Source organism: Bradyrhizobium sp. Leo170, from assembly GCF_004296405.1.
Lineage (GTDB): Bacteria > Pseudomonadota > Alphaproteobacteria > Rhizobiales > Xanthobacteraceae > Bradyrhizobium.
This window is the reverse complement of the sequence record NZ_PSRR01000198.1, coordinates 1-16,031: the sequence shown is the minus strand read 5'-3', so window position 1 is coordinate 16,031 and position 16,031 is coordinate 1. Positions and strand designations below refer to the sequence as shown.

The 16,031-nt window shown below is 62.1% G+C and carries 18 protein-coding genes, 1 tRNA gene and 1 pseudogene; 10 read left to right on the top strand and 10 right to left on the bottom strand.

The window, feature by feature from the left end:
• On the top strand, window positions 1–242 hold a 242-nt coding region (locus CWO89_RS27655; RefSeq protein WP_207234586.1), incomplete at its 5' end, for a hypothetical protein.
• 57 nt (window positions 243–299) lie between these two features.
• Here the strand turns inward: CWO89_RS27655 and CWO89_RS27650 are convergent.
• Entirely contained in the window at window positions 300–497 is a 198-nt protein-coding gene (locus CWO89_RS27650; protein ID WP_130581774.1) for a hypothetical protein, read from the bottom strand.
• Window positions 498–684: 187 nt separating this feature from the next.
• Here CWO89_RS27650 and CWO89_RS27645 point away from each other — a divergent pair, with 187 nt between their 5' ends.
• From CWO89_RS27645 to CWO89_RS27615, 6 genes are all read left to right on the top strand, one after another.
• Window positions 685–930, top strand: a complete 246-nt coding sequence (locus tag CWO89_RS27645) for a hypothetical protein (protein ID WP_130581773.1) — start codon at window positions 685–687, stop codon at window positions 928–930.
• 92 nt (window positions 931–1,022) lie between these two features.
• Window positions 1,023–1,784, top strand: coding sequence for an SIR2 family NAD-dependent protein deacylase (locus CWO89_RS27640; protein ID WP_130581772.1), 762 nt, complete (start codon window positions 1,023–1,025; stop codon window positions 1,782–1,784).
• Window positions 1,785–1,970: 186 nt separating this feature from the next.
• The gene (locus CWO89_RS27635) at window positions 1,971–2,636 is read left to right on the top strand and encodes a cold-shock protein (protein WP_130581771.1); all 666 of its coding nucleotides are present in this window, start codon (window positions 1,971–1,973) and stop codon (window positions 2,634–2,636) included.
• 126 nt (window positions 2,637–2,762) lie between these two features.
• Window positions 2,763–3,245 (top strand): DUF192 domain-containing protein, encoded by a 483-nt coding sequence (locus CWO89_RS27630; RefSeq protein ID WP_130581770.1) that lies wholly within the window; start codon window positions 2,763–2,765, stop codon window positions 3,243–3,245.
• A gap of 161 nt (window positions 3,246–3,406) precedes the next feature.
• Window positions 3,407–3,483 (top strand) — tRNA-Pro (locus CWO89_RS27625).
• 480 nt (window positions 3,484–3,963) lie between these two features.
• Window positions 3,964–4,371, top strand: a complete 408-nt coding sequence (locus CWO89_RS27615; RefSeq protein WP_130581769.1) for a hypothetical protein — start codon at window positions 3,964–3,966, stop codon at window positions 4,369–4,371.
• A gap of 45 nt (window positions 4,372–4,416) precedes the next feature.
• Here CWO89_RS27615 and CWO89_RS27610 read toward each other — a convergent pair whose 3' ends face one another.
• The 7 genes from CWO89_RS27610 to CWO89_RS27585 form a co-directional block, all read right to left on the bottom strand.
• On the bottom strand, window positions 4,417–4,878 hold the full coding sequence (locus CWO89_RS27610; protein ID WP_130581768.1) for a cupin domain-containing protein: 462 nt from the start codon (window positions 4,876–4,878) through the stop codon (window positions 4,417–4,419).
• Window positions 4,879–4,916: 38 nt separating this feature from the next.
• A complete protein-coding gene (locus CWO89_RS27605) occupies window positions 4,917–5,243 on the bottom strand; it encodes a hypothetical protein (RefSeq protein WP_130581767.1) in 327 nt (108 codons plus the stop codon).
• 245 nt (window positions 5,244–5,488) lie between these two features.
• Window positions 5,489–5,647 carry a hypothetical protein gene (locus tag CWO89_RS46180; RefSeq protein WP_165421369.1) on the bottom strand — a complete coding sequence of 53 codons (159 nt, stop codon included), beginning with the start codon at window positions 5,645–5,647 and terminating at the stop codon, window positions 5,489–5,491.
• Window positions 5,648–5,865: 218 nt separating this feature from the next.
• Complete coding sequence (locus CWO89_RS27600; protein WP_130581766.1) at window positions 5,866–6,216, bottom strand: hypothetical protein; 351 nt, start codon at window positions 6,214–6,216, stop codon at window positions 5,866–5,868.
• A 175-nt stretch (window positions 6,217–6,391) separates the two neighbouring features.
• Window positions 6,392–7,573, bottom strand: coding sequence for an acetate/propionate family kinase (locus CWO89_RS27595; RefSeq protein ID WP_130581765.1), 1,182 nt, complete (start codon window positions 7,571–7,573; stop codon window positions 6,392–6,394).
• Between the two features lie 31 nt (window positions 7,574–7,604).
• Complete coding sequence (locus tag CWO89_RS27590) at window positions 7,605–10,013, bottom strand: phosphoketolase family protein (RefSeq protein ID WP_130581764.1); 2,409 nt, start codon at window positions 10,011–10,013, stop codon at window positions 7,605–7,607.
• Window positions 10,014–10,309: 296 nt separating this feature from the next.
• Window positions 10,310–10,549 (bottom strand): hypothetical protein, encoded by a 240-nt coding sequence (locus CWO89_RS27585; RefSeq protein ID WP_130581763.1) that lies wholly within the window; start codon window positions 10,547–10,549, stop codon window positions 10,310–10,312.
• Between the two features lie 227 nt (window positions 10,550–10,776).
• Here CWO89_RS27585 and CWO89_RS27580 point away from each other — a divergent pair, with 227 nt between their 5' ends.
• A complete protein-coding gene (locus tag CWO89_RS27580) occupies window positions 10,777–11,553 on the top strand; it encodes a cyclase family protein (protein ID WP_130581762.1) in 777 nt (258 codons plus the stop codon).
• Window positions 11,554–11,660: 107 nt separating this feature from the next.
• On the opposite strand, the gene CWO89_RS27575 is transcribed toward CWO89_RS27580, so the two are convergent.
• Window positions 11,661–11,942, bottom strand: coding sequence for a hypothetical protein (locus tag CWO89_RS27575; protein ID WP_130581761.1), 282 nt, complete (start codon window positions 11,940–11,942; stop codon window positions 11,661–11,663).
• A gap of 354 nt (window positions 11,943–12,296) precedes the next feature.
• Between CWO89_RS27575 and CWO89_RS27570 the strand changes: the two genes are divergently transcribed.
• Window positions 12,297–14,108: a carbamoyltransferase family protein gene (locus CWO89_RS27570; protein WP_130581760.1), complete on the top strand. Its 1,812-nt coding sequence runs from the start codon at window positions 12,297–12,299 to the stop codon at window positions 14,106–14,108.
• Window positions 14,109–14,269: 161 nt separating this feature from the next.
• Here CWO89_RS27570 and CWO89_RS27565 read toward each other — a convergent pair.
• A pseudogene (locus CWO89_RS27565) lies at window positions 14,270–15,423 on the bottom strand (OpgC domain-containing protein).
• Window positions 15,424–15,646: 223 nt separating this feature from the next.
• Here CWO89_RS27565 and CWO89_RS27560 point away from each other — a divergent pair.
• On the top strand, window positions 15,647–15,955 hold the full coding sequence (locus CWO89_RS27560) for an ETC complex I subunit (protein ID WP_035691450.1): 309 nt from the start codon (window positions 15,647–15,649) through the stop codon (window positions 15,953–15,955).
• The last annotated feature ends 76 nt before the right edge of the window (window positions 15,956–16,031 follow it).

Below are 16,031 nucleotides of genomic sequence, written 5' to 3'. Positions count from 1 at the left end.
TGGCATTCGGGTTGGCCGCGGGCGCGCTGATTGCGGGCGCAGCTGCAGCGTCCAGTCCCTACTACTACGGTCCGGGCTACGGCTACGGCGGCTACCCGGGCTACGCTTACGGCCCGGGCTACTACGGCGGCTATCCGGCCTATTATGGCGGCTACGGGTATCGACGCTACTACGGCGGTGATCCCTACGCCTACGGGGGCGGCCCCTATTATCGGCGCGCCTACTGGGGCTCTTATTGGTAACAGAAAGCCCGGGGCGACGCGCCCCGGGCTTTTTGACTTCGCCGATGCTGCGAGTACCTAATCGGTCTCAACTGGCTCCCGCTGGTAGCCGTGCCAGGCGCTGCCGAGCGTGTTGGCGTAATACTCCTGACGCTCGCGTTCGAACTTTTGCTGGGTCGCCTTGAAGTTGGCGATGCGAGTGGCGATCTCTTCGCGTTCACGTGCGAGCCGCTCTTCCTTCTCGGTCATGGCGTCTTCGGTCATGGCTTCGATCATGGCCCATCCCTGTAATCGTAATGTCGTCCGGCCGAATTCGCCTCCCCAATGGGGCGCCAATGGGGAGGAGCCGGTGCAGGATTGTGGTGAGATGATGAGCAGCGAAGGCGGTGGATAAGGCGCGTACGCTGCTTGTCGCCTCTCCGCGGCCCCGCTAGCCAAAAAGGGAAACTGGGGAGGCCAATTCATGGCAAAGATCGATCTGGATTCACTGAGCATCGAAGAACTCGCAAGCTTGCGCGAGCACGCGACCGACAAGCTGTTCGAGAAGGTCGCGGCGCGCCGCGCCGAACTCGAAGCGGAATTGGAGAAGCTTGCGCAATACGGCAAGCCTGTGAAGAAGGCCGATGCCGCGCCGGTCGCGAAGGCGAAAAAGAGCGACGAGGTGAAGGAGCCGAATGAGGCGAAGGAGCTGGTCGCCAAAGCGGCGTGACAAACACGGCGGCGTGAGAGCCGCATGACAGGTGCGATCCCTCGCTCCAGTTGGCCGTGCTATAGTGCGCGCGGTCAACTCGGGTTTCTCACGTGATTGCAAAAGATCTGCGCAGTGGCGTCGAGGCCCTCGGCAATTTCATCGCCGAGGCCTCCACCATCGTTCCCTTCACCGGTGCCGGCATTTCAACCGAGAGCGGGATTCCCGACTTCCGCTCGCCCGGCGGGCTGTGGACGCGCAACCGGCCAATTCCCTTCGACGAATTCGTTGCAAGTGCCGACGCTCGCGATGAAGCGTGGCGTCGGCGCTTTGCGATGGAGCCGACCTTTGCGGCGGCGAAGCCCGGGCGCGGGCATCGCGCGCTCGCCTCGCTCTATCGCGCGGGGAAGATTCCGTCGATCGTTACCCAGAACATCGACAATCTGCATCAGATGAGCGGCTTCAAATCGGATCATGTGGTCGAGTTGCATGGCAACACAACCTATGCGCGCTGCATCGGTTGCGGCAGGGCGTACGAATTGATGTGGGTCAAGCAGCGCTTTGACGAGAACGGCAGTGCGCCCGATTGCACCGACTGCGGCGATCCCATCAAGACCGCAACCATCTCGTTCGGCCAGGCGATGCCGGAGGATGCGATGCGACGGGCGACGGAACTTGCGCAGCACTGCGATCTGTTTCTTGCGATCGGATCTTCGCTGGTGGTGTGGCCCGCGGCGGGATTTCCGATGATGGCCAAGAACTGCGGTGCCAAGCTTGTGATCATCAACAACGAGCCGACCGAGCAGGACGATATTGCAGATCTCGTGATCCGCCACGACATCGGCGAGACCCTTGGGCCGTTTGTAGGCAATTGATGCTCAATTGATTCGCGACTGTTCATAGTTCCCGCTGGATTCGTTTTTTGTCTATGCGACGCAAGCGGGAGTGTTATCTTTTGATTCGAGATTCGCGTGCGTTGTTCATGAGCGGTCGTGCAACAACGCACCGGTAGGTACCGTCGCAGAGAGACGGGTTGCAGATGATGTGCGGGGTCCGGGGTCATGGGGTCGGACGGATTTGAGTCCAAGAAGCTCGGCGCTCCACCATCGGGTGGCGCCGGGCAGGGTAGGCTTGCGCCGGGTGAATACTCGGAGAGAGCACCGCGCGATCCAGCCGCGGATGCATTCTCCGGCCTGGGCGATGCCGCCGCCAACCTCGTCGAGATTTCCGGCGTCATCAAATGGTTCGATGCCTCGAAAGGCTACGGCTTCGTCGTCCCCGACAATGGCTCGCCAGACGTGCTTCTGCACGTCACCGTGCTCAGGCGCGACGGCTACCAGACGGCCTACGAGGGCGCTCGCGTAGTGGTTGAATGCGTGCAGCGCGCGAAGGGCTATCAGGCGTTCCGCATCCTCTCGATGGATGAAACGACGGCGATCCATCCGGCGCAGATGCTGCCGCCCAGGACCCATGTCACGGTCACCCCGACCAGCGGGTTGGAGCGGGCGCAGGTCAAGTGGTTCAACCGGCTGCGCGGCTTCGGCTTCCTGACCTGCGGTGAAGGGACGCCCGACATCTTCGTGCACATGGAAACGCTGCGCCGCTTCGGCATGACCGAACTGCGCCCCGGCCAATATGTGCTGGTGCGGTTCGGGCCCGGCTCCAAGGGCATGATGGCCGCGGAGATCCACCCGGAGACCGGCCCGTCGGCGCTGTCGTCGCACTGATCTCCTATTCGATCTCTAACGCAAACGTGAGCCGGGTGGCGCGCGGCGGGTCTTTGCCCTCTGGTCATTGCCGCCGTCGCCGGGTTAGGTTCCCCGCGGTTTGATCTTGCCGTGAGTGCTGTTGCCATGATTTTCGATCGTGTCGCCGGGCATCGCCTGCTCGTTGGCCTGTTTGCGTCGTTCGTCCTTCTGCTCGGAGTGATCGCCGGCCCGGCCGCAAGGGCCGCGACGGTCCAGCCGCTCGAGATCGTCACCAAGAACGGAGTGCACGTCTTCTCCGTCGAGCTCGCGACGACAGAGGAGGAGAAGACGACGGGGCTGATGTACCGGAAGGAACTGCCCGACGGCAAAGGCATGCTGTTCGACTTCTCGCCGGAGCAGCAGGTGTCGATGTGGATGAAGAACACCTATGTCTCGCTGGACATGATCTTCATCCGCGCCGACGGCCGCATCCTGCGGATCGCGGAGAATACCGAGCCGTTGTCGACCAAGATCATCTCCTCCGGCGGACTCGCCAAGGGCGTCCTGGAGGTGGTTGCGGGCACGGCGCAGAAATACGGCATCCAGCCCGGCGACCGGGTGGCCCACCCGCTGTTCAACGGCAAATAGAGCATGATCCGGAAAAGTGGGCACCGGTTTTCCGAAAAGATCATGCTCCACTAAGGAGCGGATGATGATCCGGCCAGCCTGATCGGATCATCATCCGGCGCCCCCGCGAGCGCCTTGCTGGCGCCCGTTTAACCGTGTATCGACATCGCCGGCGGATTGCTCGGGGTATAGCGCAGCCTGGTAGCGCGGCAGTTTTGGGTACTGCAGGTCGTTGGTTCGAATCCAGCTGCCCCGACCAAAAGATTAGTGAAATCAGGTATTTGAGAGGCCTGTCGCGTCCCGGTCGCTGACGTGCTGTCGGCTGTCGGGGGTATATCGGTCACCGCTGAGAAGCTTATGCTTCGGGGGCATTTGCTGCCCCATCTCCCATCCGTGCCTGCGCCCACGCGGAATGCCCTCGACGATTGCCTTGGCGACAATCTCGGCGTCAGCAGGAGAGAGAGCTGGTCGAGGGGCTTCCATGACACGCGATCTGGCGAGCGCGCTCCATGTCTTCGTACAGGGCTATGGGAGGAGGCGGTTGCGTCGTGGATGCGCTGCACAGTCGCAAGCGTCTGTACATCGGACGAACGTCCGATGCGCCACTGCCCAACCTATGAAACAACTTCGTTCGTTCTGTAGTGCGCACGGAATCGGTGACGATCCACGCGGAGGAGGCGGCTTACTCTTACGACGTCGAATACGAACGACTGCTGCGTCAATAGGTAGGAAGCAAAAAATGCGCTCGGATATCAGCATTGCTATTGTTGGATTTATCCTGACGTTGTCGGTCTCAGTAGACGCACATGCATCGTGCACAGGGCCGAGGACTATGAAGGGAACCTGGAAGGGGAACGACACAGGTACCTACTTTGTCGCGCAACGCGGAAATACTGTTTGGTGGTTTGGACAGAGTAAAGAGCGGAATTTTGCCAACGTTTTTCGAGGCACGCTACGTGGCGACATAATTGACGGCGAATTTTCAGATGTTGCCGGTGGATTCAATTTTGCCGGTCCGCTACGTCTCCAAATTGTGAGAGGCTTCGGTAACTCAATAGCTTCATTCAAGAAAGTGAGCGGCGGATTTGGGGCGAGCCATTGGTCTTTCCCGTGTGATGATCAAAGCCTGATCCCTGCACGAGACTAGCGAAACTCTGAAATTGCTATGGGGTGGGGCCACCCCGATTGCACTCTACCGCTCGGGATAGGGCGTGCCATCCTTGTGCACGAACCGGCCGTCGGCGTTGGAGCTCATCATGTCGACGTCCGAGCAGATGGTGACGTCGGCTGGTGAGCGCGAGCCGACTTCGAGATAAACCGCCATCGCGTCGGATTTGTTGACGAGGTGATAGCCGTTGCCGGAGCCTTTCGGAAACGCCGCGCCATCGCCTGCGCGCAGCACCGTCTCGCCGCCATCTTCAATCAGCGTCAGTTCGCCTTCGAGCACATAGACGAATTCGTCTTCGGCCGAATGCCAGTGGCGCTGGCTCGACCAGTTGCCCGGCGGCAGGTGCATGAGATTGACCCCGAAGTCGGTGAGGCCGCCGGCGTTGCCCAACCGCTGCCGCATGCGTTCGGCAGAGGGGGCGTCGAATGGCGGCGGGTAGCCGGAGCCCTTGCGTTTCGGCACGGCGGCGATATCGATCCTGGGCATGAGGTCCTTTCAATGACACCCGGGGCCACGCTCCTTGCTCAACGCTGACACATCAACCGCGCGAGATGTCCTGATCGGTAGATCAGGAAAAGATCACTGGTGTAGTGGAAATACTCACCCGTGAAGTCCTTGGTTCTGAATCTGAGTTGAATCCTGTTGTTGCTGACGACCGAAGCGCGCTGCGGACCATTCCCGGTATCGATCGAAACCGGCGGACCGAGGGCAAGCGTCACGGTTTTTGCCGAGGGCGCGGATCCAGTTGGATCGAACAGGGAGCCGCTGCAGGTGAGGGAGGCAGGCTGGGCGGCCGCAGAAGCAATCATCGAGGCGAGGGCTGACAGAATTATCAAGGACGTTCTGAACATTCATGGCTCCAAAGAAAAGAATTTAGGAATCGCGGCGGGGCTTGCAGCGTCGGAGCATAGTAGGTGGCGCCTGGGTTTGCGAGCAACGGTTGTGGTTGCCAAATCGCACGTCAAATCATCGGTCCCGATGATATCGCCACCGTAAGGCCGCTGGAATTTTTCGGATGGGCGCTTGCCCCTGCATGCTGGTGGCGGCGAAGCTCCGAGGGTGCAGCGCACTCCCTTCAGGCGAGCGCGCAGGTACCTTAGTCGTTTGACGTGAGGAACGGCAGAATTGGCACGTCGATGCCGATGGCCAATTCGAGCACTGCACCGATCGCAGCGATTGCCGCGCACAATTCGAGCAGGACGAATGCGAACAGCGCGCTGAGCCCGATGATTGCGTTCTTGCGGCCGTTCCACATGATGTCACCTGCGATCCTGGCTTTCGGAAAGAAAGCTCGATTTAGCCCGGTTGGGTCATAGGCCCGGGATCTGGCGCGGTGAGCTCGCTTTACCATCGCGGCCACCGTGCTCAAGACAAGCCTGATCTTAACCTAACCGATCAACCTTAACGTCCGTGCGGCGGGCGAAACCGGAGCCGGCCGTCTGGTTCAGGACGATCGCAGCGTTCCGCGGCGCTTCAGCATCCGCGGCAGATCGATCCGATCATCTTCTCGACCTTGGCCTCTTCGGGATCGAGCGAGGGATCGGTGCCAAGCAGCGGACCCTTCTGGGGACCGTTGGCAATGCCCGACGAGGAAAGCGCGGTTCCGAGCGAGTTGGTGCCTGGCGTGGCGGGGTTGGTTCCAAAAGCGCCGCCGGTCACCGGCAGGCCGCCGCTCGTGGGTAGGCCGCTGCTCATGGGCATGCCTCCGTGCATTCCCATGGCTCCCATACCGTGCCCCATGCCGCCTCCGCCGCCGCGTGCGAATGCTGCGGTGGTCGAAAGGCCGACGGCGAGGGCGAGGCAGAGGAGGGATAGTTTCTTCATGGCGAGACTCCTGTCTTCGCGAGACGGCTGGGGCCGTCCGTTGGGCCGGCGCCAGCACAAACAGGATGTAGGCATTGCGGTCCCGCGCAATGCGGTCCCGCCCATCAAATCCTTTGGCGCGAAGCTTGCTGCCGGATCGCGGCTGCGCGAGTGACGGCGATCCCGTTCATTATTCTCAACGATTTGTAATCAAGGCCTGGCTGTGGGCGGCGATGGCCGCTTCCTCATCGGTGGGGACCACCAGGGTTGCGACACGCGCTGTCTTTGCGCCGATCCAGAGTTCATTGGCGCTGTTGGCGGGGTCATCGATCTCCACGCCGAGCCAGCCAAGGCCGGTGCAGATCTGCTTCCGCACCTCGGGGCTGTTCTCGCCGATCCCGGCGGTGAAGACGATCGCGTCCAGGCCGCCCAGGCTGTGGACCATCGCGGCGATCGCCGCGCCCGCGCGGAAGGCGAACAGTTCGAGTGCCTCGGCGGCACGGGGATCGTTGCTGTTGGTGAGCACGCGCACGTCGGCGCTGATCCCGGACACGCCGAGCAATCCGGATTCGTAATACAGTACGTGCTCGATCTCGTCGGCCGAAAGCCCGCGCTGCTGTTGCAGGTAGAGCGGCAGGCCGGGATCGATCGCGCCGCAGCGCGTGCTCATCATCAGCCCGTCCAGCGTGGTGAAGCTCATCGTGGTGTCGATGCTGCGCCCGTTGCGCATCGCGCACAGGCTGGCGCCGCTGCCGAGATGGGCCGTCACGATCCGTCCCAGAGCCAGATCCGGCGCGATCTCGCGCAAGCGGCGGGCGATGAACTCGTAGGACAGCCCGTGAAAGCCGTAGCGGCGCACGCCCTCCTGTTCGAAATGCCGCGGCAGCGCAAAGCGGCTCATGGGCGGCGCGATGCTATGGTGGAAGGCGGTATCGAAGCAGGCGACCTGCGGCAGGTCCGGCCGCAGCTTCTGCATCGCCTCGATCGGCGCGAGGCTGGCTGGCTGATGCAATGGCGCGAGCGGCGTGAGCTCGCGCAGCACCTGGAGAATGGCCGGCGTCACCTTCACCGGTTCGAAGAACTTCAGGCCGCCATGGACGACACGGTGGCCGACCGCGACGAGAGTTCCACCGGTGAGGAATTCGTCGATCCAGTGCAACAGATCCGAGAAGAAGCTCTCGTCGTCCGCTTCCGCCGCGGCGTGCCGCTCGAACAGCACGTTGCCCTGCAGGTCCTTCACGACCATCCGCGGCTGATGCTGATGATGGTCGAGCATGCCCTTGCACAGCAGCGCGGGATCGCCTGAGCCGCCGCTCGCAAACAGAGCCAGCTTGATCGAGGACGATCCTGCGTTGAGGACGAGGAGGGCGTTCGGCATCTTCTTCAGCCTCAACGCTTGTGATTGGGCATTAATCGCCGGCGTTCGCGGCCGTGCCATATGGCCAGGACCAGTCGCGGATATCGGGCATGTCCTCGCCGTGCGCGCGGACATATTTGCCGTGCTCGATCAGGCGATCGAGGCAATGCTGCTTGACGGCGGCCGCTGACGCCGCAAGTCCCGGCACGCGGTTGATGACCTCGATCGCCAGATGGAAGCGATCGAGCTCGTTGAGCACGACCATGTCGAACGGCGTCGTCGTCGTTCCCTCTTCCTTGAAGCCGCGCACATGAATGCCGGAGTGGTTGGTGCGCGCATAGGTGAGGCGGTGGATCAGATAGGGATAGCCGTGATAGGCGAAGATCACCGGCTTGTCGCGGGTGAACAGGGTGTCGAACTCGCGGTCGGTCAGTCCATGCGGATGCTGTTCGCGCGGTTGCAGGGCCATGAGGTCGACGACGTTGACGACCCTGATCTTGAGCTTGGGGATCTGCTTCCGGAGCATGTCGACGGCGGCGAGCGTCTCCAGCGTCGGCACGTCGCCGGCGCAGGCCATCACCACGTCGACGTCGCTGCCGGGTGTTTCCGTTCCGGCCCATGACCACGCGCCGATCCCGGCCTCGCAATGAACCGCGGCCTCCTTGATTGTCAGCCATTGCGGCGCGGGCTGCTTGCCGGCCACGATGACGTTGATGCGGTCGTAGGTGCGCAGGCAGTGGTCGGTGATCCACAGCAGCGAGTTGGCATCCGGCGGGAAATAGACGCGGACGACGTCCGCCTTCTTGTTGGCAACGAGATCGACGAAGCCCGGATCCTGGTGGCTGAAGCCGTTGTGATCCTGCCGCCAGACATGTGAGGTGAGCAGGTAGTTCAGCGAGGCGATCGGGCGCCGCCAGGGCAGGCCGCGGGAGACCTTCAGCCATTTGGCGTGCTGGTTGAACATGGAATCGACGATGTGGATGAACGCCTCATAGCAGGAGAACAATCCATGTCGCCCAGTGAGCAGATAACCCTCGAGCCATCCCTGGCAAAGATGCTCGCTCAAGACCTCCATCACCCGGCCGTCCCGGGACAAATGGACGTCGTAGGACTCGATCTCCTCCATCCAGACGCGATCGGTCGCTTCGAACACGGCATCGAGCCGGTTGGAGGCGGTCTCGTCAGGGCCCATGATGCGGAAGTTGCGGGTGCTCTCGTTGCGCCTCATGACGTCACGCAGGAATTTGCCCATCGTGCGCGTCGCTTCATTCATCACGCCGCCGGGCGTGGCGACCTCGATGGCGAAGTCGCGATAGTCGGGCAGCTCCAGCTCACGCTTCAACAGCCCGCCATTGGCATGCGGATTGGCGCCCATCCGACGCGCGCCTGCCGGCGCCAGTTTTTGCAGCTCCGGAACGAGCCTGCCTTGCTCGTCGAACAGCGTTTCCGGCTGGTAGCCGCGCAGCCATTGCTCCAATATCGCGAGATGGCTTGGATTGCTGCGGACTTCGGCAACCGGCACCTGGTGCGCGCGCCAAAATCCCTCCACCTTGAGGCCGTCGACTTCCTTGGGGCCGGTCCAGCCCTTTGGACTGCGCAACACGATCATCGGCCATCGCGGCCGCTCCGGCGATGGTGATGCGCCTCGCGCGGCCTGCTGGATGGCGCGAATACGATCCGTTGCCGCATCCAGGGTGGCTGCCATCTGCCGGTGCATCGTCGTGGGATCGTCGCCCTCGACGAACATCGGCTCATGGCCAAAGCCCAGGAACAGGTGGCGGATTTCCTCGTCGCTCATCCGTCCGAGCACGGTCGGGTTGGCGATCTTGTAGCCGTTCAGATGCAGGATCGGGAGCACCGCGCCGTCGCGCGCGGGGTTGAGAAACTTGTTCGAATGCCAGGAGGCGGCGAGCGGGCCGGTCTCGGCTTCGCCGTCGCCGATGACGCAGGCAACCAGGAGATCGGGATTGTCGAATGCCGCGCCATAGGCATGGGCGAGCGCATAGCCGAGTTCGCCGCCTTCATGGATCGAGCCCGGTGTCTCCGGTGCAGCATGGCTTGGGATGCCGCCGGGAAAGGAGAACTGCCGAAACAGCTTGCGCAGCCCGTCGGCGTCCCGCGTGATATCTGGATAGATCTCGGTGTAGATGCCTTCGAGATAGGTATTGGCCACCATGCCGGGCCCGCCATGACCGGGGCCGCAGATATAGATGACGTTGAGGTCGCGGTGTTTGATCACACGATTGAGATGGGCATAGACGAAATTCAAACCGGGCGTCGTGCCCCAATGGCCGAGCAGGCGCGGCTTGATATGTTCCTTGCGAAGCGGCTCGCGGAGCAGGGGATTGTCGAGCAGATAGATCTGGCCGACCGAGAGGTAGTTGGCGGCGCGCCAGTACCGATCAAGCAGATCGAGTTCGGCGCTATCGAGAACGGCGGACGTGCTGCTTACATCTTGCATTGAACGCCTCGTTGTTTCTTGGCGACGATTGCCAATCGTGACGGCTTTGCCGGACGCGCCACTGTCCATTCCCGAGCGGTGCGGGTGTTGACCCAGGTCAACCGCATCCAAGCCATCCTCGATCCCGGCGCCATTCGAGCATGCGCTTGCTGCGCCATCTGTCCGATGACAACGGGCGCGGATCAGCGCCGTTCCGGCGCAGGAAATGTGAGATTATAGCGGCGGCGTTTGACGAAACTGCGATGCCGCGCTTTTGACCAGGGGGCGTGCGGCCAAACGGTACGGTGCGGCCGGCGCTACCGGCTGGAGACCAGTTTCAGCGGAGGCTGGAGTGTCGCCTCGAGTTCCACCCGCAGGCGCTGGACTCGGGGATCGCTCGATCGCTCGGCGCAGACCGTGTACTGATGTACGGATTGGGCCAGCGCCCGCCGCTCCGCCGCGGTCTTCGACACCGAGGCGAGCTTGAGCACGATGGCGCCCAGGTTCACCAGCATTTCGTCCAGCGTCTGGTCGATTGTGTCGAACTCGTTCTTCATCCGCACTCCTGTGCACGTCAATGAAGGCTGGTCGATGACGTTCCTGTGGCGGCTTCGGTAAAGCTAACCATTGGTAAATGCCGTAGGGTGGGCAAAGCGAAGCGTGCCCACCATCACGAGCGGAGTGTTGATGGTGGGCACGCTTCCGCCGGTGTTTGATTGAATGACGGTGCAAGAAGTCGCTTTGCCCACCCTACTCACTGCTCACTAGAAACCGAGGAGCCCCCATGGCACGCAAACTGATCGACATCTCCGTTCCCCTGCAGAACGACGTGCCGGCCGATCCGCCGGGCAACCACCCGACCATCCAGTATATCGATCACCAGCAGGGCCTGCCGCGCATGCTGGAATTCTTCCAGGGGTTACGAGCGGAAGAGCTGCCGGACGGGCAGGGCTGGGCGGTCGAGCAGGTCAATCTCTCCACCCATAATGGCACGCATCTGGATGCGCCCTGGCACTTCCATCCCACGATGAATCGCGGCGAGCGCTCCTGGACCATCGACGAGGTGCCGCTGGAATGGTGCTTCCAGCCCGCCGTCAAGCTGGACTTCCGGCATCTGCCGGACGGCTATGTCGCGACCGCCAAAGACGTCGAGGAGGAGCTCAAGCGGATCGACCATACGCTGCAGCCGCTCGAGATCGTCGTCGTCAATACCAGCGCCGGCGCGAAATTCGGTCGGCAGGATTACGTCGTCTCGGGCTGCGGCATGGGCTATGAGGCGACGATGTATCTGTTGGAGCGCGGCGTGCGGCTGACCGGCACCGACGGCTGGAGCTGGGATGCGCCGTTCGTCTACACCGCGAAGAAGTATGCCGAGACCAGGGACGCCAGCCTGATCTGGGAAGGGCACAAGGCCGGCCGCCACATCGGCTATTGCCACCTCGAGAAGCTGCACAATCTCGAACTGTTGCCCTCGACCGGCTTCATGGTGTCGTGCTTCCCGGTAAAGATCGAGCGCGCTTCGGCCGGCTGGACGCGGGCGGTCGCGATCCTCGATAGCTGAAGCCCGTTGGCCTGGAGAGCTCTTGTCAAAAGAAAATCAGGTGCGCCGTTTCCGACGCACCTGATTTTTTCCTTCGATCCAGTGCGGGTAACGTCGGACTAACGCTGCTACCTGCAGACGCGAACGCCGCGCGGGGTCCACCAGCAGCGTGGCCCGCCATAGTAGCCGTAGCCACCACGGGGATACCAGCCACGGCGATAGCCGCCGCCGCGATAACCCCATCCGCCGCCTCGATATCCGCCACGATAACCTCCGCCGCGCCCGCGCCACTGCGCCTGCGCCGACGAGGTGGTCGCACCGACCAGAATCGCCGACGTGCTGGCGACATAGACGAACAGCAATGCCACCGCGGCAAGGCAGCGCGTCAGGAAATTGTAGCGTTTAACCATTCAGTAATCTCCCGGTCACTTCCATACATCCAAACAATCCGAACTGTCTTGCTTAGACGTTTGAGACAGCCACTAGTTCAGATGCACTAAGACAAAATTTTGTCGAACGTTCTTGCGCTTCGCAAAAACTCTATTGGGCGGGTCGGGTAAGGTCAAGTTATGGTCCCGCTTGCAGAAATGCATCGTTTGTCCTGCTGTTCATCCATCGTTCATCTTGTTCATCTTCGTCGTACCCAGTGATTTGTGTGCTACCGAACCAAGACGAAAAAGATTTCGACAAAATCCCGCAGAGAACTTGATGTCGACACGATCGCGCTTCTAAGCCACGCGATGATTCCCGCCTGACGAGTCCCCATGCCCAAGCAGCACACCTATGTCCTCGGCCTCAACACCTACGATCATGACGTCAGCGCCTGCCTGTTGCGCGACGGAGCGATCGCCTTTGCGATCGCCAAGGAGCGGATCACGCGCGAGAAGCACGCATCCGGATTCCACAAGGAGGCGATCGACTATTGCCTCAAGGCCGAGGGCATCACGCTCGATGACGTCGATCTGGTCGTCAGCAATTGCTACATCCTGCCGGTGCCGGAGCTGGAAGAGCGTCTGATCTATCAGGACATGGCCGGCTTTCTTCCGTATCCCGAGCGGCAGGAGGCGTCCAAACATCCGCTGTTTCGTTCGACCTCGGGCAAGGTGCGATCGGTCTCCCACCATCTGGCGCATGCCTACAGCGCATTTGCGGTGTCGCCGTTCGATGAGGGCGCGGTGATGGTGGTCGACGGCGTCGGCAACTATCAGTCCGACGTCATGGAGACATATCCGAATGCTGATGCGGCGTCGCCGCTGGCGCGCGAATCCGAAAGCTACTACCACTTCGCGGGCGAGAAGCTGGAATGCCTGAAGAAGGTCTTCATGGAGCCTTCGCGCGGCATGCTCAGCGACGAATTCTACAACATGCCGGGCCTCGGCGCGCTCTACAGCCGCGTCTCGTCCTACGTGTTCGGCGACTGGAACAAGTGCGGCGAACTGATGGGCCTTGCGCCCTATGGCCGCCGCGAGCAGGTCAAGCATCTCCTCGATATGAACGACGGCAAGTTGTATGTGCCGCCCTGGACGAGCGAATTCCACGAACCCTATCTGCTCGACAGCGGCAGTTGGGAGAAGAACCCGGCGATGCGTCACTGGGAGGACATCGCCTGGCGCGTGCAGGACGACACCGAGAACGTGCTGCTCGCCCGCGCGCGCTGGCTGCGCGAGACCACGGGCGCGAAGAACCTTTGTATCGCCGGCGGCGTCGCACTGAATTGCGTGGCCAACGGACGGATTGCGCGGGAAGCCGGTTTTGAAAATGTGTGGATCCAGCCCGCGGCCGGCGACGACGGCACCGCGATCGGCTGCGCCTATTACGGCTGGCTCGAGATCCTGAAGCAGCGGCGCAACTTCGTAATGGAGCACGCTTACGTCGGCAGGCCCTATAGCGAGGCGGAGGTCGCGGCCGCGCTGCAGAAGTTTTTGGTGCGCGTGCAGGTGGACATCAGGCGCAGCGACGATATCTGCCGCGACACCGCCAAGCTGCTGGCCGACCAGCGCGTGATCGGCTGGTTCCAGGGGCCGTCCGAGTTCGGGCCGCGTGCGCTCGGCAACCGGAGTCTGATCGCCGATCCGCGCCGGGCTGACATGAAGGACATCCTCAACAGCCGCGTCAAACACCGGCAGGCGTTCCGCCCGTTTGCGCCGCTCGTGCTGGCCGAGCGGATGACGGAGATCTTCGAAGGCGAGGAGGATTCGCCGTTCATGCTGATCGCCAAGCCCGTCCGTCCCGAGTGGCGCGACAAGATTCCGGCGATCGTCCATGTCGACGGCACGGCGCGCGTGCAGACCGTGCGCGAGGCGACCAACCCCAGGCTCTACCGGCTCTTGAAGGAGTTCGAGGCGCTGACGGGGGTGCCGGTGCTGATCAACACCTCCTTCAACGTCAAGGGCGAGCCGATCATCGAGACGCCGGAGGATGCCGTGAACTGCTTCCTCGCCACCGGGGTCGACAATCTGATCCTGCACGACACCATCGTGTCGAAGGGCCGGATGCACAAGGTCGTCGCGCCGCTGGTCAGGACTTATGGCGATGTCGCTGGCATCGTCGCCTCGACCGCCCCGCCGCCGTCCTGAGATCTACCTCGCCCCGCTTGCGGGGAGAGGTCGGAATTCAAGCGCAGCTTGAATCCGGGTGAGGGGGAGTCTCCGCGAATCCATCTGCTACCGTGTTCGCGGAAGCGGCCCCTCACCCCAACCCTCTTCCCGTGGAGAACGGGGAGAGGGAGAGGATGGCGCTACGTTGCCTTCGCCGGCGTCGGCGGCGTTTTCGGCAGCGGCTTGTCCTGCCGTTTCGACCAGGAGATGTAGTAGGCCACGATCGTCATGATCGCGATGCCGGTGACGCTGACGAAGATCTGCGCGAGCAGTGAGCCCGAGCTCATCGACAGCTCGAAATGCCCGACAAAGGACAGGAACACGCCGACGCAGAACACCGCGAGCGACTGCTGGCCGCAGACGATCAGCGGATCGAACACCTTCCACTCCAGCGCCGACCAGTCCTTCGGGATGAAGCGGATCACGAGGATGACGATGACCGCGAAGTGGATGAAGCGGTAGGGCGCAAGGTTGGTCTTGTCGTTCGGGTTGAAGGCCGAATAGAGCCAGTCCGGGAACATGGCGCCGAAATCCGGGAAGCGGCCGGCCATGGTCATGATCAGCGCGAAGATCATATAGGCGATGCAGAACCAGAGCGTATAGGGCGAGTTGATGATGTCGGCATTCTTGCGCGCGCGCCGAGCGCGCAGCAGGCGCCGAACACGAACAGAACCTGCCAGCAGAACGGGTTGAAATACCAGACGCCGGCCGGATAGGCCGGCAGGTTCCAACCCACCTGGCGCGATACCAGCCACAGCGCGATCGAGGCGAGCATGGTCAGGTTCGGTTGCCGCAGCATGAACCAGAGCACTGGCGGGAACAGGCCCATCAGCACGATGTAGAGCGGCAGCACGTCGAGGTTGACCGGCTTGAATTTGAGGAACAGGCCCTGGCGCAGGGTCTCGGTCGCGTTATCGACGAGGCCGGCGACGTTGAACTCGTTGATGAGGTTGGAATCGCCGAAGCGCAACGCCAGGTAGCTGATTGCGGCGATGTAGATCACGAACAGGATGATATGGGCGACGTAGAGCTGCCAAACGCGCTTGGTCAGCCGGGTCGCGCCGACGACGAAGCCGCGCTCCAGCATCATCCGGGCATAGACGAAGGAGGCGGTATAGCCGGAAATGAAGACGAAGAGGTCGGCGGCGTCGCTGAAGCCGTAGTTCCGCGTGGTGATCCAATTCACCACATTGTCGGGGATATGATCGAGATAGATTGCCCAGTTCGCGACCCCACGAAACAGGTCGAGCCGGAGGTCGCGTCCCTTTTCGGGCAGGGTGGCGTTGATTTTCATGGGTCCCGCTTCGAAGTGATGCTTTCGAGAAGGCCGCGCCGCGAGGCACTCGAGCCCATCCGCGGCCAGATTGTCACAGCGCGGTAGAATGGCTATACCGGACGGAAAGGTAACATCCGGGTTCAGGAATCACCCATCACATCCGTGAAAGGTGTTTTTATACTATCCCGGGCGTTCCCTCCACACGCTCCATGTCGCACAATCCCCGAAGGTTCGACGATCCATGACGACAGCACGCATTTTTAAGCCCGCCAAAAACGCGATGCAATCGGGGCGTGCCAAGACCAGGGAATGGCAGCTCGACTACGAGCCGGAACAGCCGCGGATGGTCGAGCCCCTGATGGGCTGGACCTCGTCCGGCGACATGAAGCAGCAGCTCACGCTGCGCTTCCAGACCAAGGAAGAGGCGATCGCCTATTGCGAACGCAAGGGCATCCCCTACCAGGTGCTCGAGCCGAAGGAATCCCTCCACCGGCAGATCGCCTATGCCGACAATTTCTCGTTCCGGCGCGGCGAGCCCTGGACGCACTGAAGCCCGCAACAGGGTCCTGCGGGCTCTGGCTGCATTTCACCTCCCCTTGAAAAGGGGAGGTCGGTTTGCGCGTGAC